General features: G+C 40.3%; 17 protein-coding genes. 7 read left to right on the top strand and 10 right to left on the bottom strand.

What is annotated here, in order from left to right; genetic code table 11:
- Position 1: 1 nt before the first annotated feature.
- The 7 genes from BrL25_RS15115 to BrL25_RS15085 all read left to right on the top strand — a co-directional run bounded on the left by BrL25_RS15115 (position 2) and on the right by BrL25_RS15085 (position 8,802).
- A complete protein-coding gene (locus tag BrL25_RS15115; RefSeq protein ID WP_018671461.1) occupies positions 2 to 1,423 on the top strand; it encodes a YheC/YheD family endospore coat-associated protein in 1,422 nt (473 codons plus the stop codon).
- A 19-nt stretch (positions 1,424 to 1,442) separates the two neighbouring features.
- Entirely contained in the window at positions 1,443 to 2,543 is a 1,101-nt protein-coding gene (locus BrL25_RS15110) for a YheC/YheD family endospore coat-associated protein (RefSeq protein WP_018671462.1), read from the top strand.
- 6 nt (positions 2,544 to 2,549) lie between these two features.
- On the top strand, positions 2,550 to 3,923 hold the full coding sequence (locus tag BrL25_RS15105; protein WP_018671463.1) for a YheC/YheD family endospore coat-associated protein: 1,374 nt from the start codon (positions 2,550 to 2,552) through the stop codon (positions 3,921 to 3,923).
- Between the two features lie 28 nt (positions 3,924 to 3,951).
- The gene (locus BrL25_RS15100) at positions 3,952 to 5,235 is read left to right on the top strand and encodes a YheC/YheD family endospore coat-associated protein (protein ID WP_018671464.1); all 1,284 of its coding nucleotides are present in this window, start codon (positions 3,952 to 3,954) and stop codon (positions 5,233 to 5,235) included.
- A gap of 341 nt (positions 5,236 to 5,576) precedes the next feature.
- Positions 5,577 to 7,076 (top strand): potassium/proton antiporter, encoded by a 1,500-nt coding sequence (locus BrL25_RS15095; protein ID WP_018671465.1) that lies wholly within the window; start codon positions 5,577 to 5,579, stop codon positions 7,074 to 7,076.
- A gap of 94 nt (positions 7,077 to 7,170) precedes the next feature.
- Positions 7,171 to 8,259: a hypothetical protein gene (locus BrL25_RS15090; protein WP_018671466.1), complete on the top strand. Its 1,089-nt coding sequence runs from the start codon at positions 7,171 to 7,173 to the stop codon at positions 8,257 to 8,259.
- Between the two features lie 81 nt (positions 8,260 to 8,340).
- On the top strand, positions 8,341 to 8,802 hold the full coding sequence (locus tag BrL25_RS15085; protein ID WP_018671467.1) for a hypothetical protein: 462 nt from the start codon (positions 8,341 to 8,343) through the stop codon (positions 8,800 to 8,802).
- Between the two features lie 8 nt (positions 8,803 to 8,810).
- On the opposite strand, the gene BrL25_RS15080 is transcribed toward BrL25_RS15085, so the two are convergent.
- The 10 genes from BrL25_RS15080 to cshA form a co-directional block, all read right to left on the bottom strand.
- Positions 8,811 to 9,200 (bottom strand): hypothetical protein, encoded by a 390-nt coding sequence (locus tag BrL25_RS15080; RefSeq protein WP_018671468.1) that lies wholly within the window; start codon positions 9,198 to 9,200, stop codon positions 8,811 to 8,813.
- Positions 9,197 to 9,751, bottom strand: a complete 555-nt coding sequence (locus BrL25_RS15075; RefSeq protein ID WP_018671469.1) for a hypothetical protein — start codon at positions 9,749 to 9,751, stop codon at positions 9,197 to 9,199. Before BrL25_RS15075 ends, BrL25_RS15080 begins: the two co-directional genes overlap by 4 nt.
- A gap of 12 nt (positions 9,752 to 9,763) precedes the next feature.
- Complete coding sequence (locus tag BrL25_RS15070) at positions 9,764 to 10,090, bottom strand: hypothetical protein (RefSeq protein ID WP_018671470.1); 327 nt, start codon at positions 10,088 to 10,090, stop codon at positions 9,764 to 9,766.
- 174 nt (positions 10,091 to 10,264) lie between these two features.
- Positions 10,265 to 11,317, bottom strand: a complete 1,053-nt coding sequence (locus BrL25_RS15065; RefSeq protein ID WP_018671471.1) for a YeiH family protein — start codon at positions 11,315 to 11,317, stop codon at positions 10,265 to 10,267.
- Positions 11,318 to 11,508: 191 nt separating this feature from the next.
- Positions 11,509 to 11,700: a hypothetical protein gene (locus tag BrL25_RS24865; protein ID WP_018671472.1), complete on the bottom strand. Its 192-nt coding sequence runs from the start codon at positions 11,698 to 11,700 to the stop codon at positions 11,509 to 11,511.
- Between the two features lie 377 nt (positions 11,701 to 12,077).
- Positions 12,078 to 13,571 carry a sensor histidine kinase gene (locus BrL25_RS15055; RefSeq protein ID WP_018671473.1) on the bottom strand — a complete coding sequence of 498 codons (1,494 nt, stop codon included), beginning with the start codon at positions 13,569 to 13,571 and terminating at the stop codon, positions 12,078 to 12,080.
- Complete coding sequence (locus BrL25_RS15050) at positions 13,552 to 14,256, bottom strand: response regulator transcription factor (RefSeq protein ID WP_018671474.1); 705 nt, start codon at positions 14,254 to 14,256, stop codon at positions 13,552 to 13,554. The genes BrL25_RS15055 and BrL25_RS15050 overlap by 20 nt, the downstream gene beginning before the upstream one ends.
- A gap of 65 nt (positions 14,257 to 14,321) precedes the next feature.
- Positions 14,322 to 14,927, bottom strand: a complete 606-nt coding sequence (locus BrL25_RS15045; RefSeq protein WP_018671475.1) for a class I SAM-dependent methyltransferase — start codon at positions 14,925 to 14,927, stop codon at positions 14,322 to 14,324.
- 108 nt (positions 14,928 to 15,035) lie between these two features.
- The gene (locus BrL25_RS15040; RefSeq protein ID WP_018671476.1) at positions 15,036 to 16,181 is read right to left on the bottom strand and encodes a TolC family protein; all 1,146 of its coding nucleotides are present in this window, start codon (positions 16,179 to 16,181) and stop codon (positions 15,036 to 15,038) included.
- A 368-nt stretch (positions 16,182 to 16,549) separates the two neighbouring features.
- The gene (gene cshA / locus BrL25_RS15035) at positions 16,550 to 18,073 is read right to left on the bottom strand and encodes a degradosome RNA helicase CshA (protein ID WP_018671477.1); all 1,524 of its coding nucleotides are present in this window, start codon (positions 18,071 to 18,073) and stop codon (positions 16,550 to 16,552) included.
- Between the last annotated feature and the right edge of the window lie 169 nt (positions 18,074 to 18,242).

Raw genomic sequence — 18,242 nt, 5'->3', positions numbered from 1 at the left:
CATGTCATATGTTCGCACTATCATTGAAGCATCTATACCCATAGAAGCACGGTCTGATCTACAGCTCCCCCTTCATGTCATGAAGAGTCTAGACATTCCCTCAGGTGTCTCCATCACCGTTTGCTTTGGCGTATTAAAGGCGCAAGCAAGCGTTACAGGAGTAGATCAGGCTTCACATGTCACTATGTGTCCTTCCCTTGTTCGTGCTCTCCATATTCCTACCGGAACCAAATTTCTCATGCGATATGATTCTCAACAGCAAACGCTTTATTTCGGCCCCTATTTGGGGATTTTGCTCACTAGCTATCAACAGGGTCATAAACATGAGCCTTTTGGTTCCCTCTCTTCTTTTATTAATGAAGTGGTTGATACGTTCAATCAGAAAGGTGGCTTCGCTTGTATCTTTTCCATAGATGACGTTGATTGGGAGAATAAAACGGTTTCCGCATTCGTTAGGCAGAAAAATCTCTGGCAGAACCTTACTCTTCCGCTCCCCCATTCAATCTACAATCGACTATCTTCTCGACAACGAGAGCAGAGTGGAAAGGTAGTAGATTTTGTGGAACGCTGTAAATTATTGAAGATCCCCTTTTTTAATGAGCGTTTCTTGAACAAATGGCAGGTCCATAAAGCCCTACGCAATGATGTAGCCGTTTCCACTTATTTGCCAAAAACCACGTTATTTAGCCCAAACGGCGAGCTATCAACTATGCTACAAACCCATCGTATCGTGTACGCCAAACCGGCTAATGGCAGTTTGGGAAAGGGTATTTTTCGCCTGATAAAAGCAAATGGTGAATACGGTGTTCGATTTGTATCAAAAGACAAGGTAGTCTCCTTAAGGCAAAAAAATCTCTACTCTTTGCAAAAATTCCTACGTAAGCGTTGTAAAGGAAAACCTTATGTTTTACAACAAGGCTTAAACCTTATTGGTATCGACTCCAATCCAACCGATTTTCGCGTTTTGGTACAAAAGAACAATCGAGGCATTTGGGCAACCACCTCCATCGTTGCTCGAACGGGTCAAAATTCTATTGTCTCAAACGTCGCACGCGGTGGTAGTATCATGACTGCTAAACAGGCCCTGCGAACATGTGGCCCATGGAACCGTAATAAAAAGCCAACTATTCCCAAACTCAAGAGAGTAGCTCTGCTCATCGCTGAACGGTTAGAATACGCTTTACAAGGTGAATTCGCAGAGTTCGGTATTGATCTAGGTATTGATACAAACGGAAAGGTTTGGCTATTAGAGGTTAACAGCAAACCATCCAAATGTATTACCAGTTTACGATTACGCGAAAACGAAACTGTTCCCCGACAGGCAAGACCTTCCGTTCGACATTTAGTAAACTACACCGCTTTTTTACATGGCTTTACCCAACCAATCTGTCAAACAACACCTTATAGAAAGAAGAACAGATAAGACAGCGTAGGTGATCAGAATGAGAAATCAAGAAAAAACATTAGGAATTATGGCCATTTTCAAAGGATCGCCAAACCAGCCAACCTTCCGGGAAAAGTCTTATTATACCACCTTAACACGTATTGGAAGCAAGCTAGGTATACGCATAGTCGTCTTTTCTCCTCGTCAGGTTGATTTTACCTCACGTACCATAATAGGTTTTGAACTCATCGAACAAATTTGGAAGCGCATAGAAATTCCCTTTCCACAATTAATTTATGATCGGTATTTTATGGGACCCCATGTGGCTAAATATAGACCGATCATCGAACGCTTGCAAAATGATCCAAAAATCACTTTCTTAGGTCGTGGATTATCGGGAAAATGGCAAGTGTACAACATGCTGATAAAATCAAACGATTTACAAAAATGGTTACCACAGACACAACTCTTTAACCCTACTCTTCTTGAAACAAGTCTGGCTGAACAAGGGGCTGTCATTATAAAACCCATGGCCGGGACCCATGGTAGTGGAGTAATTCGTATCTCTTCTGTAAAAAAAGGGTATGAACTGATAGGTAGAACTCGGGATAATAAACCCTTTACACGAACCCTGCGCACTAAAAAAAGTCTTCTCACCTGTATTAAAAAGATAACAACGGGACGTAAGTACATCTTGCAACCCTATTTGAGCCTACACACCACAGATGGATTACCCTTTGACATACGTATTTTAGTCCAGAAAAACGGGAGAGGCAATTGGACAACAACCGGAAAGGCTGTACGAGTAGGGAAGAAAAAAAGCATTACCTCTAATCTACACGGTGGGGGAATCGCCGTACCATTAGAAGATTTCCTTCTGAAACATTATCCACATGACTTATGTAATCAAATCATAGAGGAAGTGGGTATGCTTGCTCAACTCCTTCCCCCTTTTTTAGAAAAAAATCATGGTCGTTTGGTAGAGCTGGGAATAGATGTAGGGGTCGATACGCAAGGGCATGTATGGATTATTGAAGTAAATTCACGACCAGGTCGCACGGTATTCCGCCAAATTGAAGATGGGAATGCCAGATTACATTCGGTCGCACAGCCAGTAAAATACGCTGAATATCTCTTGAATAAGCGTATAGGAGGTTAGGAGTACATGGAAACCATCTCAGTACGGTTACGATTTCTTACCTACTCCCGTATCAAAGGCATCGTGCTCCCTTCCCATCTATGCCGGGACTGGGGATTTAAGAATCGACAACGAGTTGCTTTCTCGCACGGGCAAATAACGGTACATGGAATCATTATTGAAGATAAAAAGCAAAAATCCGGTAATCAAGTCAAAGTAACATCACCACTAAAAGAAGCCTTATCCATCCCTCATACCGGTATGATCCATTTAAAATACGAAGATGGAACAATTCGCGTTGGCCCATCCATCGGTATCATCACCACAGGTATACGCGATGGAGGTAGAGCACCTATTGGGCCTAGATCTGGCTTTTTCCAAAAATTATTGTCTGCTCAGAAAGGAAAAGGGGTCTATTATTTTATCTTTTCACCCAATGATGTAGATTGGTCATCTAATCGAGTATACGGCTGGTTCTTGCGCTCTTCTAATAAGGGGCAGTACGTATGGAAAAGATTTTGGACTGCCATGCCAGATGTATTGTATGATCGCGTTCCCTCTCGTGCAGCGGAGCGCCAGGAGTCCGTCAAGGATTTTAAATCTCGCGTAGCCAATGAAAATTTTGTTCCCATGTTTAATATTGGATTCTTTGACAAATGGGGCGTTCATCAACGCTTGTATCCTATGCCGGAAATAAATGAGTTCATTCCAGAAACTCAAGTAGCTCCTACACTCACCATGTTAAAAAGCATGCTTGACAAATATTCTATGGTCTATCTAAAACCGAAAGATGGTAGTCTCGGGTATGGAATATTAAAAATAAAGCAACTTACAAAGGGATACCAGCTCTCTTACCATAGCGGAGCAGGTAACGTCACCCGACGCTTTCAGAAATTACCCAAATTGTATCAGCATGTGTTTCAAACACGCCGAGCAAGTAACTACTTGATTCAGCAAGGCATTGATTTATGCACCTATTCAGGTCGTCCACTTGACTTCCGAGTTCATTTGCATAAAAACGTGGAAAATAGTTGGGTCGTCTCCTGTATAGCTGCCAAAGTAGCTGGTGTTGGAAGTGTCACTACCCACGTTCGCACTGGAGGAAGGATCATTCCAGGTAAAGAACTACTAGAGACTCTATTCCCAGAACAGCATCACACTTTAGAAAAACGCGTTCGTGAAGCTTCTATTCGCTTAGCCAATGCGATTGAGTTTGCTTATGGCACGAATCTAGGTGAACTCGGTCTAGATATAGGTATCGATAAGGAAGGGAATATTTGGATGTTCGAAGCTAACTCTAAACCAGGACGTTCTATTTTTAAACATGCCCGTCTAAAACAAGCAGATGAAATGTCGCGTAGTTTACTCGTTGATTACAGTCGCTATTTAGCTAATTTTTAACACGGGCTGAAGGAAGGAGGAGTTTCTAATGTCCCACTGGCAATCCGGTTGGCTGACCATACTCCCCTCAGGACAATGGTATGTAGAGGGTACCCGCTTTCCCATCCCGCTTAGTACCACACAACGTATCACCGTGCCATTGGGTCCGCTCCACGTCGAGCAAACATTAAACCTAGGATTAGTTCCTACTGTAACAGGTCGCTATCGTACCCGCATCAGATGGAGCATGTATAACAATGTGTTGCAGATTGCTCCTCTTATCGGCATTCTTACTTCTGGCAAAGGCGAGTCATTTAAAGGAAATAGGGAAAATTTTCAGGAGATAAGTAAAACGGGACAAAAGCTAGGAGCACTCGTGTTTGTATTCACTCCAGACGGTATAGACTGGGAAACTTATAGAATACGAGGTTACTTATACGATCAACGTAGAGAATACTGGCAAAGGTTTGAAACTCCCTTTCCTCATGTTATATATAATCGAATTCCAACACGAGCAGTGGAGGAAAAAGAGCACATGCAAGAAACTCTCAAACGCATCTCACAACTGAAGAACGTGACACTCTTCAACCGTCAGTTTTTCGATAAGGAAAGCTTATTTACCATCCTACAATCCAGGAAGGAAATCGTTCCTTTCTTGCCCGATACTTATACATTAGATTCATGTGAGCGATTGAAGTCCTTTGCTAAAAAACATGATGTACTTTACCTAAAACCTATACGTGGAAAAGCTGGGCGAGGAATCATGCGTCTTGAAAAACACGATAATATCTGGATTTTACGCCGTGTTCATCAACAAAAATCACTATACAGATCATTTTACGATCTAGATGAACTATGGACATATCTTTGGCCAATTCTGCAGCGGAAACCCTATATCATTCAGCAGGGCATCATGCTTGCTACCTATAATAATCGACCATTTGATGTGCGTGTCCTTACACAAAAAAATGGTCAGGGGCATTGGGATATAACTGGAGTAGGCATTCGCCAAGCAGGGGCCCGAAGCATTACCACCCATGTCCCACGTGGGGGTACTATTCTTTCGCCAGATAAAATCCTTCCCAAAATTTTTGGGGAAGAGTGGGCCATTTTCATCCAACAAAACATTCGAAATATTGTACTCGTTATAGCTAAGGCCCTACAGCAGAATATGAGAGATCTTGCTGAGATGTCTATGGATTTAGGAATAACATCTGAGGGTGATATCTGGTTTTTCGAAGCAAATTCCAAGCCAGAAAAATTTGATGAACCAGATATTCGCCGTGCCTCACTACGCAACATTATTTATTACTCGCAACACATGTGTAAGTGAAAAAGGCTCCTTACATGAATTCAGCCCTTCCCTTCCTATTAGGAGGGGTATTTTTCTATACCTACTCTACTACCATTATAATAATGAAATTATCTTTACATAAGCTTTACGTTTTTCATCAAAAACAAGGCGTAATGTTACGCTTAATTCAGAGATCACAACAAAAACCAAGATATAAACGTTCTTTTTTATGAGATTTATTATAAAAAAGCACAAAAGTCCATCTAAAATGTTGCATCTCCCTCAGTTTCGTGTACATTTAAAAGAAAGGCTATCATGTAACAAATATCACACAGAACATTTTTCTTACTTATATGTTATCTAAAGGAGTTGGTGTATGGTTGATTTTCACAACGGATAATATCATTTTGCTCCTCGCTGTTCTATTGGTTACTGGCGTTGTTACGGCCAAATTTTCATCACGGATCGGCCTTCCTTCCCTTGTTTTTTTCGTTGGAGTCGGAATGGTCCTGAGTAAATTCATTTATTACGATAATGCCTCGTTAACACAACTCTTCGGTATTCTCGCCCTTATCATTATTTTGTTCGATGGTGGCATGCAGACGAAATGGACTGACATTCGTGCTGTGGCCAAACCCTCTCTCTCCTTAGCAACCATAGGTGTTGTTCTTACCACTTTTCTGATTGGTGCATGTGCCAAGTTTATTTTAGGTTTGTCTTGGACTGAAGGTCTATTATTTGGAGCAATTGTTGGTTCTACAGATGCCGCTGCCGTCTTTGCTGTATTAGGCAATAAAAATATAAAAAAGCGACTGACTTCTGTACTGGAAGCAGAATCAGGCACAAATGATCCGATGGCCATGTTTTTGACCATCGCCCTTATAGAATTAATGCAGCATCCAGAAGTTAATTTATTCTCAATGATAGTAGAATTCTTATGGGAAATGGGTTTAGGTCTGATAATGGGTTATTTGTTAGGCAAAATCTCCACTATGCTCATTAAAAATATTAATCTGGATTCATCCGGTCTCTATCCCGTACTGTCTATTGCACTGGCAGTTCTAGCTTACGGTGCCACCTCCATATTGGGTGGAAGTGGATTACTCGCTGTTTATGTGATGGCTGTCTTTGTAGGAAATGTAGAAATTCCCTATCGACACTCTATCTTACGCTTTAACGAAGCTTTTGCCTGGATGATGCAAATCCTGATGTTTATCCTGTTAGGTTTGTTAGTTTTTCCATCAGATTTATTACAAGTGATTTGGCAAGGCATTGCACTTTCTTTTCTACTAATGTTTATAGCACGACCTATCGGGGTTTATGTAAGCACGCTTGGTATGAAGTTCACTAGTAAAGAACGAGCCTTTATTGCTTGGTCAGGTTTACGCGGTGCTGTCCCGATCGTATTAGCTACTTATCCATTGATTGCTGGGCTAGCGAATGCTCAGTTAATCTTTAATGTGGTCTTTTTCGTTGTCTTAACCTCTGCTCTCATTCAAGGGGCAACTATTTCGCCTCTCGCTAAATGGTTTGGTTTTTCTAAAGGAGAAAAGAAAGTAACTCCCTATAGCCTAGAGCTGGTTTCTCTTGCAAAAACAAACGCTGAAATGATTGAAGTTCACATTCGGGAAAACAGCAACGTAGTGGGTACCAATCTACTCGATCTACAATTATCTGATCAGGCATTGGTAAACGCGATTATCAGAGGTAAAAAATTGCTAATCCCTAAGGGAGATACCATTTTAAAATCAGGCGATATCTTGTACGTACTTGGGCCTAAAACGGAGCAGGAGAGGATTAAGCAGCTATTTTCAGAAGAGCGTTCTGATCGAGAAGAACAGCTTACAAAACAAGAAGAAGAAAAAATTGATATATCCTAGAACAACTGGAATGTAAGATAAAAACGAAAATTTTTTCCTTTGTATGCATTGAGTTTCCTCTGTTGGTAAAAACTGAAGGTAGGAGGTGGTCAACATGACCTACAATCAAAATTATAATGCTTCTGCTTACAACCAAATCTCTGGACCTGCAAGCTCGATCTTCAACCCAAATTTCGCTGGTACAAATGTGCAGGAAGTAAAAGCTTTGAACAATAGCTTTTATCCAACAAACCAATCCTTTAGCCAAGTATCGAATCCAGCATTTGGGACACAAAGCGGTTTTGGATCCGCTAACAGTGTCTATAACCCCGGTTTTGCTGGTACAGATGTTCAAGAGGTTCGAGCTCTGAATGCAGGTCAACCTGCTCCAACTTTAGCAAATCAAGCTTACGGACAATTCTCTTCTTATGGTAATCAAAATTATGGAACACAAGGTGGATATGCTGGTGCAAATAGCGTATTCCAACCTGGTTTTGCTGGTACCAATGTTCAAGAGGTTCGAGCTCTCAACGCAGGTCAACCTACACCAGGTGTTGCAAACCTAGCAAACCTAGCCTATGGACAATTCTCTTCAGGTAACCAAAACTATGGAGTACAAGGCGGATATACTGGTGCGAACAGCGTATTCCAACCTGGTTTTGCTGGTACCAATACTCAGGAAGTACGTCAATTAAACGCAACTCATGCAGGAACCGCATTATCTCAAGGCTTGAACAGTAACATTAACAGTGTGTTTAATCAAGGTTTTGCAGGTACGAATGCAAATGAGGTACAAGCGCTTAATGCCGGTTATTCCCTGCCTGCTGTAGCTCAACAGCCGTACCAATCCTACACGCCACAAACACAATCATATCAATTTCAGACTCCTTCCTATAGCAGTCCAGTGAGCTATGCTGGAGCCAACAGTGTATTCCAACCTGGTTTCGCTGGCACAAATGTTCAAGAAGTACGTCAATTGAATGCAAGTCTACCTGCTTCTGCTGTTACTCAAAGCATGGGCAGCGGTATTAACAGCGGATATGCAACCCCAGCTTTTTCTCAGCAAGCTCAACAAAGCTATCAAAACTATAGTTCTCCTGCTCAAAACATTTTCCAAAATGGATTCGCAGGTACCAATGCTCAAGAAGTAAGAGCTCAAAACGCTGGTGGATACGGTACACTACACTCTTATAGCGGCTTGTAATTCTTACCCTATTACCTAGTCGTAAACAAAAAGACCGCTCTCGACAGGCGGTCTTTTTTATACTTAGGAAGGAGGCTGAATATGAAGCCGTATGGAGACTTTCGCAAACTATATAAATCTCTTAGGCGCTACGATTCACAACAGATTGCTGTTCAATGTAGTGAGGATCTGTTAGAAATTGAAGAAATCTGGCACTTTTATGAGACACTCACCGTTCATGAACTGCGCATTCTCTGTGCTGCTATCAAAAAAACAGAAGCTCAGCTCGGATACATACCGTTTTGTTTTTCTACCGTACCTATCGTCTTCATCATATTTTCCAGCAAGCTAACACATTACATTGCTAATAGCATCCCTTTGCTCTCTGTCCTTATTGTTGGTTTTGTCACGTTGTTAGTCTTTTTGATTTTCCGGCATTTCCGTAACAAATCATATAATGCTCTGCACTTATATATCGTGGAAAATCTATTGCAAGTTAAATCGAAAGAAAAGAGCTCTGAAGACGAGCAAACCTGTCCGATTGCAGCTTCACCATTGATATAGAGATGGGTCTATCCTTCCCTCTCCTTTTCGAGAGGGTTCGCCGTCTTCAAGATAACATACTTGCCAGTCCACATGTTACTTGTAATCACCTGTTTTTGGCCATTACGTTCAAAAAAGTACCCTCCCCCTTGTTGCTCTATAAATTGGTATCCTCTTTGAGCCATTTGCTGTTTTAATCTTTCTGCCGCCTCTTTTTGAGTTCCTTCCATCATATAATACTCATATCCACCTTCTTTTCCGAGGCTGACCAGCTGCTTAGGATGTTCCTTTACCATAGCCATTGCTTGTTCGACCGGCATGGATGCAATGGGTAACGGAGGATACGGTAAATGAATGATCCACAGATAAACAACGAAAATACCTAATAGTACACTGCTCACTTTCCAGCCCATTTTCATACGTTTCCTCTTTTCTCCATAATGGAACGATATAGCTCATTAAGTGTATGTAGACTAGTCGTATCAACAGTAAACAGTTGGCCATCAAACCAGTAGATATCATTTGCAAGCTGACTTAAATCGCCCTCAGTGTGTTCCATTTGAGCCAAAACACACGCTTGCGTATCATCTACACAATGCCGTACAGCAAGATGCCTTTCTATGTCATCGGAAAAACGCTGCTTCAATCGACAAAACACAGATCCATTCTGGTGGTTACATAAGCGATGTAGCGCTAGGTCAATTTGCAACCAACATGTCACGTAAAAGTGAAACTCAAGAAACAAAGTAGTAAGCGCTTTTTGAACCAACTCCTCCGCTTCTAATTCGTCGTTACTTCTTGTCTCTATACAAGCCTCCCATTCAAATACAGCTAAACGTAGTTGTTCTTTAGCTAGCTCAATGACCGGATAATGACTTACAGCCCCACGGTAAAATTTTTGAACAATCTGAAATAATAAAGCAGGGGGCCGCGGAGGTAGGTTTCCGTATCGGCTATTTGTATCACGCATACACTCATCCCCTTACTCGATGGCTGTTCCTTGTTCTTTCAAGCGGTTGATAATCTCATCAGCCCACTCTTTAAAAACACGAAGAGCTGATTCAATATCGGTATGTATCTCCATTTGTAAACATGTGAAATCAGGAAAATCTGTAATTTGATTCTTCTGGACACGAACCCCATCTTGTATAATCTGTATCTCCAAAAAGACGGGTACATTCTCATCCACACCATACGTATTTTCTACATATTCATAGGTACGAACCCATTCAAGAACCCTAATTTCATTTGGTTTTAAATGAATGGCTTGCGTTATCGACATAATCGTTTCATTTCCGTAGTAATGCATACCTTATACTCCCCTTTAATACTTCCGATATTTGAAGCATACAGCAAACTAATCTTGTTCACAAGCTTGTAACAGCTAGAATTGCTGTGAAATAATGTTGGGAGAAAAATCCCGTTCAATTTACGTCCTCCTAGATAAAAAAACTCCACTCCCAATGGGAATGGAGACACTTTATTAAGCTAAATGAAAAGCAAACGTCATTACAAAACCAAATAAGGAAAGTAATATCGATCCAACTAAACCTGCTGAAAACGATTTTAGTCCCATTCGTTTGAAGGCAACCAAATCTACATTTAACCCTAATCCTGCCATGGCCATCGCGATTAACAAATATGCGATGTTGACGATTTGTGTAGCAATTTCTTGAGGAATAATTCCTAGTGAGTTAACAGCGCTCATTGCCAAAAATCCAAAGATAAACCACGGAATAGGTAGCGACCTCCAGGAAAACTGTTTATTTGTTTCCCCATTCATTTTTTGTTCCAAACGACTGCTCCATATTCCTATGCCAATCGCAATAGGGACAAGGAGAGCAACTCGAGTTAATTTGACAATGACAGCAATATCTACAGCACTATTTCCGCCAGATGCCGCTGCTGCAATCACGTGTGCTATCTCATGTAGGGTAGCACCAGAGAAAACACCATAACCATTTGGTGTAAAGCCAAGAAAAGGATAGAGAAGTGTATACAGAAGCGTGAAAATAGTACCTAAAATAGCAACGGTAGCCGCTCCAATCGCTGTTTCCTCATCGTTAGCTTTGATTTGCGGAGCAATTGCTACGACCGCTGCCGCACCACAAATAGCCGTTCCACATGCCGTTAAAATCCCTAATTTCTTTTCTACTTTAAACCAGCGTGTAAATAGATAGACTACACTTAATCCAAAAACAATGGCTAATACTGCCATAGCAAACACTTTAGGACCTGCATATAAAATATCCATCAAATTTAATCGCATACCAAGTAAAATAATACCGAACCGAAGCAATTTTTTGCTAGAAAAATTGGTACCTGCAATCGTTTGTTGTGGAACACCAGCCACTGCACGCCATGTAATCCCGATCAAGATCGCAATTACCAATTGCCCCATTATACTTAAAAAAGGAAATTGAGCTAGATATCTAGCTACTAAAGCGATAAGTAAGGTAATCACTAATCCAATGATAAAACCAACTGTCCGCTTCTCTTGTTTGACAAGCCCTTTGGTTTTTGTTTTGACTTCCATTGTATCTCTCCATTCTGTCTATCAAGGAACTTCCCTTATCTGCTTCCACTATAAGTTCTTTTGATTGACAAGTGAAATACAGATATACAATGCTTATCATTAGAAAAACTTATCATTAGAAACAAATCACTTTCATAAAAAACGCATGCCCCCCTTTCTAAAAGGAATTACATGCGTTTTTTATCATACGATTAGTCTGTAGATGACGATTCATGGCCCTTCAAGCGTTGGGCTATTTTTCTTTGTAAAGGTATAGTAGCTCGACATAGGAGCTCGATTAAATGCTTGCTCGACTGCATCGCACACCGCATCCATGCTGGTAGCTTCATTATGTAAGTAGCTGTAGGCAATCCGATAAGAGCGATCAACGTCTTCTGCTCCATGTTGTCTCCTCCTTATTTATCTCACCATAAGTGAGATGCACAAAGAGCCGATTTAGTTTTTTATTTCTTTCCGTATTCATAAATAAATGTTTAAAACTTCCTTTGATCATGGATTTACTCTCTCTAGGGTCGGAGCACTAGTCGTATTTATTGCCCTATATCGTAATCCTCCCTCTAGCTCCTTCCCTTTTCGTTAGATAGTTTCTCTGATTGTATTGTGTTTCGAGCAAGGGGGAACATTTTTTGCCGTGCTGTTTTTTACCTTTTTTATCCCCATATCAATTAGCCCCTCCCTATATAGGAAGGAGCTTACATGTATAAACTATCTTAACTCATCGGCTATCTTTACTAGCGTTTTTCCAGCATTAACAGATATTTTACTCCGGCAATTCTACGTAAAAAAAGATCATATTGTCACGTGATTCAGCCCAAATTTTCCCACAATGCAACTCAACGATGCTCTTAGCAATAGCTAGACCTAATCCAGAGCCTTCCTTTGCCATACTCCGTGATTCATCAACCTTATAAAAACGTTCAAATAAACGATCTAATTCCATCGGAGTCAGATTGGGGCCTTTATTACCAATTGAGATACGAATAGAACTTCCTAGTTGTTCTGCGCTTATTAAAATTTCACCTGGTTTTTCACTATATTTAATAGCATTTATTAGTAAATTATCAAACACACGTACTATTTTATCTGCATCTACATGTACTAACAGATGGTCTACAGCATAGTTTTTCCGAAAGAGCAAACCTTCTTCTTCCGCTTGAGGTACAAGCTCCTCCATTAACTGTTCTAACATTTCTAATATATCAACTCTCTGCATTTGCATTCTTACACCATTATTAGATAGCTTGGTATAATCAAATAAGTCCTCAATTAAACGCTTTAATTGTTCCGACTTATTAACAGCAATTCCGGCATACTCTTCCAATTGTCCCTCACTATGATAACGCTTATCCTGAATCAGTCGTAAATAACCCATAATAGAAGTAAGTGGAGTACGTAAATCATGTGAAACATTGGTGATTAGCTCATGCTTGGTTCGCTCTGCCTTACGTTCTTCCTCTCTAGTATGATGTAATTGCATCGCCATGACATTAATATTATTAGCCAACTGTCCCAATTCATCGTTACTGTTAACTGGTACACGAATGTCAAGATTCCCCAGTGCCATTTCTTGAATACCTTGTGAAATACTTTGAATTTGGTACATTTTTCGCTTTGTTAGATAGTAAAAGGAAAAAATAAATACGCCAAAACCAATTAGTCCTGGTAACTGACTATAGCCTGTTTGATAGACGATAGACGGTTCTGGCATACCTCGTACTATTAAATAAAGTTTTTTATCCCCTACATCCACAGGATAGAAGGAAACAAACTCTTTTGCCTCATTCTGATAATCCTGACGATAAATACGCAGATCCATTGCATTTTGGATAACAGAATGAATATCAATCGTAGCCTCGGAGGTTTGTTTACTTTTATATAAGACTTTTCCTTGTTCATCAACCAATAAAATGTGATACTTCCCGCTATTCGAACGGTCATCGATTATTTCTTGCAACTCAAACCGATATGAGGGATTTTGTTGTTTATTTTCATTTTCTATTCGGAGAGTGCTTATCAAATTACGAGCATGATTATCAATGCTTTCCATCCCTGACGTATAATCAATATATGCCCGTTTCGTTAGCATATAGGGATTAAGAACACTGGCTACAAAAAATCCAGCCAGTACACATATCCCAAAAGCAGCAATCAATTGTATACGTAAACTTGATTTACCCTGAGCAATCATTTTTTTCGAAAGCTTATAACACGTATAAAACGTATATGGTATTAGCCTAAATGGATTCCATTTCAACTTTATAACCTACTCCCCAAACGGTTTTGATATAGCGAGGTTTACGTGGGTTTTGCTCAATTTTCTCCCTGATTTTACGAATATGTACCATGACTGTATTATCAGATTGATAAAAAGGCTCATTCCAAATTCGTTCGTAAATTTTTTCTGCACTAAACACAATTCCTTTATGGCGAGCCAATAATTCTAAAATAGCAAATTCTCGTGGAGTTAGTTTCACTTCTCGCCCATCTATCTTCACTTCATGCGTCGCAACATTGATCGTTAAGTCATCGACTACGAGTTCGTCAGTCTTTACTTCTGAAAAACCGCTTAACCGCATGTAACGTCTTAACTGCGACTTTACTCGCGCCAACAGTTCCATCGGGTTAAACGGCTTTGTCACATAATCGTCGGCTCCAGTAGCTAACCCAATAATCTTGTCCATATCCTCCGCTTTGGCGGACAGCATGATGATCGGGACATTTTGCTTTTCCCTGATCCTCATGCAGGCAGCCAATCCATCCAATCTGGGCATCATAATATCTAAAATAATTACGTGTACTTGATTTTCCTCCAGGATTTGTAACCCTTCTAATCCATCAGCCGCCTTCAAAACACGGAAGTCCTCGTTACTCAAATAGATATCAATTAAATCGCGTATTTCTTTTTCATCATCAATGATTAAAATCGTTTCTTTCATCATCGGATTCCTCCCGTGAACAAATAGCATCTTATGTTCATTCTATTTATTTCTCATCGGATTGTCTGTTACTTACGACACCGATAGACAAATGCAGGAGGGATGTTTAACGGCTCAAAAGAAATAGATACCTCACGAAAGGTCTCTTTCAACTGTTTTCTCATTTGTAGGGAATATTGGAAAGCGACAAAAGCACCGCCTGGTTTTAACGATTGCATAATCTCCGCTACGATCTGTTCACGTAATTCCTGTGGAAAGTTCATAAACGGTAATCCACTAATGATGACATCTACCTGTTCTACACCTGCTTGATTTAAGTCTGCTGACAAACACTGAGCATCGCAATGATGGTGAAAAGAAGGAAATCTCTCTTGTAAATCAGCTCGAAGTTTTACATCTTGTTCATATACAAACACTTTTGTATGAGATGAAATTTTATGTTTCAGTTTTTGCGTAAACACACCAGTACCTGCACCTAGTTCAACCACTGACGTAACTTCTGCCCAGTCGATTCCATCTAGCATTCTTTTAGATAAGCGTGCTGAGCTAGGAGTAACACTCCCTACCTCACGAGGTGATTTAACAAATGTAGTAAAAAACCGAACTTTATCTCTAACATATCGTTGCATAGCTAGACAAGTGGTCGTTTCTACAGCGCTTTTATTCGCTTTCATTTATGCTCTTCCTTTCTTGTCTGATCCTTTGTCTTATTTTATAAGACGGATCTTAAAAAGAAAGGGTACAAGTTCTTAAAAAAAACTTAAAATTTATACACTTCTTTATTAAGAAACAGGTCTTCCTATTGAGTTTTTATAGGTGAGATAGGCTAACCGATAATTGTGAGTAGCTGTTTCATATTCGTTTTCTCGCTGTGCTAGCTCCTCCTCAGCAGACATAAGATCCAGGGTAGTTGCAAGACCATTTTCATAGCGTAATTGTGTTAAACGATAATTCTCTTTGGAAGCTTCTCTGGCTTTTTCAAATGCCTCTATACTTTGTTTAGCGGAAGTCAAAGTTTCATAATTTCGAGTAACTTCTAACAAAATATCGTTTTTGGTTTGTTCTTTATTCACTTCTGCTGTTTCCAAATCATTTTTGGCAAGCTGTCCTTGGAAGGAGGACAAGATTGAATATTTCTCTATCGTTTCAACATTCTTTTTCGCCGCTTTTACTTCTTCGTCAATTTTTAGAATCTCAGCACGTTGGGCAACAGCTAAACGCTTGGCTTCTTCCAATGGAGTAATCTCTTTGTCGCGTATATCCTCTTCAGGTATAGATAGCTCCCATTCTTTAGTCAAATCTTCCGCCAAAAATTGATTTAGTGAAAGCGTAGAAATGCTAACCTGATTACGGGCTGCTTCATAATTAGCTTTTGCTTGGGCTAATCCTGTTTCTGCTTGCATCACATCATTTTTGGATTTTACTCCTGCTTTATATAACGTATTTGCCGTATCTACCTGTTTTTGTGCACGAGTTAAGCTTTGCTCCTTCAACTGCAACTCTTGCTTGGCATGCCACAGCTCATAAAAAGCTTTCTCTGCACCTAGCTTGGTCTTATCCTCCATTGCTTGTAACATATATTTGTGGCTGTTTCTGGCGGCTTCCGCTTTAGCTGTTTGCACATATTTCTGCTGAGCTTCACCGAGCGATGAAATATTTGATTCTTTCATCTTTACTGAACTATATATGGCTTGGTTAGCATTAATATCAGCTGTATCGACATCAAGGCGGAATTTCTTTAGATCGATATTTTGTTTCAATGCCAACTCAGCAACTTTTTCAGGAGTTAGTTCACGTTTTTCTTCACTAGTTTGGGAATGTATAGCCTTCTCATCTGTTGCATGAACCATTGCTGGATAACTAGAAAACATTAGCGAACCTATAATCACTATCAATAACCGGATTTGTTTGGTATCGGAAACACTCATTACTTGCTGGTTCCTCCTTTATTTCTTTTGCTACGCTACATAAGCTATTAAATTCATAAGCAAATTCGAATATTCTCTGCTTATTATCCACCCGTATTATGTAACCTTTCAATCAGTAAATGTTTCATTTCCTACCAAGACAAACCCAGAAAACCCAGCTTATAGCATGATTGTTATTAAAAAATAGCTTACTTGTTAAACTTCCTTTTCATTTCCTCTGTCTTTTGATAAGTTAAAATCATATTCTGAAAAATCTACCTTTAAAAGCATACAAAAAAGACGTGTAGATAGCCTTTGCTCCTTTCGGAGTCGGGCAATCATACACGTCTTGTACACCTATTATTAGCTGTTTAGAGTTGAATCAACTACTATACGCGAGGCTTTCTACCTTCAGATGATGGTTTGCTAGGTGCTCTACCACCACTGCTACGACGACGGTCATCACCGCTACTGCGACGACCACCTTCTGAACGGCCACCACGATAGTTGCTACTACCGCTACGACGCTCGCCATAGCCACGGCGTGGACCACTACCGCGTTTATCATCGCCAAAAGGACGGCGTTTTTTAGAACGTAGAGGTGCCTCTTCAGTTAAACGAACTGGAGTTACATCCGGCTCTTTGGTCAGCATTTTCAGAGCAGCTGCCACCAATGTAACAGAATCATTTTCTTGAAGTAGAGTTTCTGCCAAGCTATGGTAATCACGGTAGTTTTCTTCACCAATTACAGACAATAATTTGTCAACTGTAATACGTTGTGCACCTTCAATCGCTTCCGTTAATGTTGGTACAGGACGACGACTCATTTTACGTTTTGTAACCTGTTCAATCATGCGCAAGTGATCAATCTCGCGAGATGTTACAAATGTAGTCGCAACACCTGTCTTACCTGCACGACCTGTACGACCAATACGGTGAACATAGCTTTCAGGGTCTTGTGGAATATCAAAGTTATATACGTGTGTAACACCACTGATATCCAAACCGCGAGCTGCTACATCTGTTGCAACCAGAATGTCGATGGTGCCTTCTTTAAATTGACGAAGAACACTGTCGCGCTTTGCTTGTGTTAAGTCACCATGGATACCTTCCGCAGAATAACCACGTTTGTTCAGGGCTTCGCTCAATTCATCAACGCGACGCTTCGTACGGCCAAACACGATAGCTAATTCTGGGGACTGTATATCTAATAAGCGAGTCATTACATCAAACTTCAATTTTTCCTGAACTTCCATGTATACTTGCTCAATGTTTGGAACCGTTACTTCTTTTGCTTTCACGGTGATTTTTTCTGGGTTTTTAAGGTAGCGTTGTGCCAAAGATTCGATTTGGCGTGGCATTGTTGCTGAGAACAACAAAGTCTGACGCTCATCTGGAATTTGCTCTAAAATGCTTTCGATTTCTTCAATGAAACCCATGTTTAGCATTTCATCAGCTTCATCCAATACCAAGGTTTGAATGTTTTGTAGACGGATTGTGCGACGGTTGATGTGGTCAATTAGACGGCCAGGAGTTGCAACGATAACGTGAGGGTTCTTTTTCAATGCGCGCATTTGACGCATGATATCCTGTCCACCATAGATTGGCAAGGTTTTAATACCTGTGTATTGACCTAGTTTGATCAATTCCTCAGATACCTGTACAGCCAACTCACGAGTTGGAGCCAATACAATACCTTGAATGTGGTTAGAAGAGGTATCAATCTTTTCAATCATTGGGATACCGAATGCTACGGTTTTCCCTGTTCCTGTTTGAGCCTGACCAATCAGGTCTCTTCCTGTTAATGCAACTGGAATGGTTAAAGCTTGGATTGGAGTCGCTTCTTCAAAACCCATGTTACTGATGGATCGAAGTACGGATGGACTCAATCCTAGTTCATTAAATGTAGCCAAATTTTTTCAATCTCCTTTATTTACGGATGAAATCCTACATGCTTTATACACGATAAGTGCCAGAAAACGTAACATCTATAGTCTGCCACTTTATTGTGTATATAAGCCTCTAATATTTTATTTGCTTCTGATAAACCTATCAGTGGAATGATCGTCTGTAAGCACTCGT

The sequence above is a fragment of the Brevibacillus laterosporus DSM 25 genome, assembly GCF_002706795.1.
GTDB classification, from domain to species: domain Bacteria; phylum Bacillota; class Bacilli; order Brevibacillales; family Brevibacillaceae; genus Brevibacillus_B; species Brevibacillus_B laterosporus.
Note: the sequence above shows the minus strand (reverse complement) of the source record. Positions and strands in the feature narration are given on the sequence as shown.

Coding starts and splice junctions, on each gene's coding strand:
- BrL25_RS15115 (WP_018671461.1), top strand. CDS start 2: ATGTCATATGTTCGCACTATCATTGAAGCATCTATACCCATAGAAGCA.
- BrL25_RS15110 (WP_018671462.1), top strand. CDS start 1,443: ATGAGAAATCAAGAAAAAACATTAGGAATTATGGCCATTTTCAAAGGA.
- BrL25_RS15105 (WP_018671463.1), top strand. CDS start 2,550: ATGGAAACCATCTCAGTACGGTTACGATTTCTTACCTACTCCCGTATC.
- BrL25_RS15100 (WP_018671464.1), top strand. CDS start 3,952: ATGTCCCACTGGCAATCCGGTTGGCTGACCATACTCCCCTCAGGACAA.
- BrL25_RS15090 (WP_018671466.1), top strand. CDS start 7,171: ATGACCTACAATCAAAATTATAATGCTTCTGCTTACAACCAAATCTCT.
- BrL25_RS15085 (WP_018671467.1), top strand. CDS start 8,341: ATGAAGCCGTATGGAGACTTTCGCAAACTATATAAATCTCTTAGGCGC.
- BrL25_RS15080 (WP_018671468.1), bottom strand. CDS start 9,200: ATGAAAATGGGCTGGAAAGTGAGCAGTGTACTATTAGGTATTTTCGTT.
- BrL25_RS15075 (WP_018671469.1), bottom strand. CDS start 9,751: ATGCGTGATACAAATAGCCGATACGGAAACCTACCTCCGCGGCCCCCT.
- BrL25_RS15070 (WP_018671470.1), bottom strand. CDS start 10,090: ATGCATTACTACGGAAATGAAACGATTATGTCGATAACGCAAGCCATT.
- BrL25_RS15065 (WP_018671471.1), bottom strand. CDS start 11,317: ATGGAAGTCAAAACAAAAACCAAAGGGCTTGTCAAACAAGAGAAGCGG.
- BrL25_RS24865 (WP_018671472.1), bottom strand. CDS start 11,700: ATGGAGCAGAAGACGTTGATCGCTCTTATCGGATTGCCTACAGCTACT.
- BrL25_RS15050 (WP_018671474.1), bottom strand. CDS start 14,256: ATGATGAAAGAAACGATTTTAATCATTGATGATGAAAAAGAAATACGC.
- BrL25_RS15045 (WP_018671475.1), bottom strand. CDS start 14,927: ATGAAAGCGAATAAAAGCGCTGTAGAAACGACCACTTGTCTAGCTATG.
- BrL25_RS15040 (WP_018671476.1), bottom strand. CDS start 16,181: ATGAGTGTTTCCGATACCAAACAAATCCGGTTATTGATAGTGATTATA.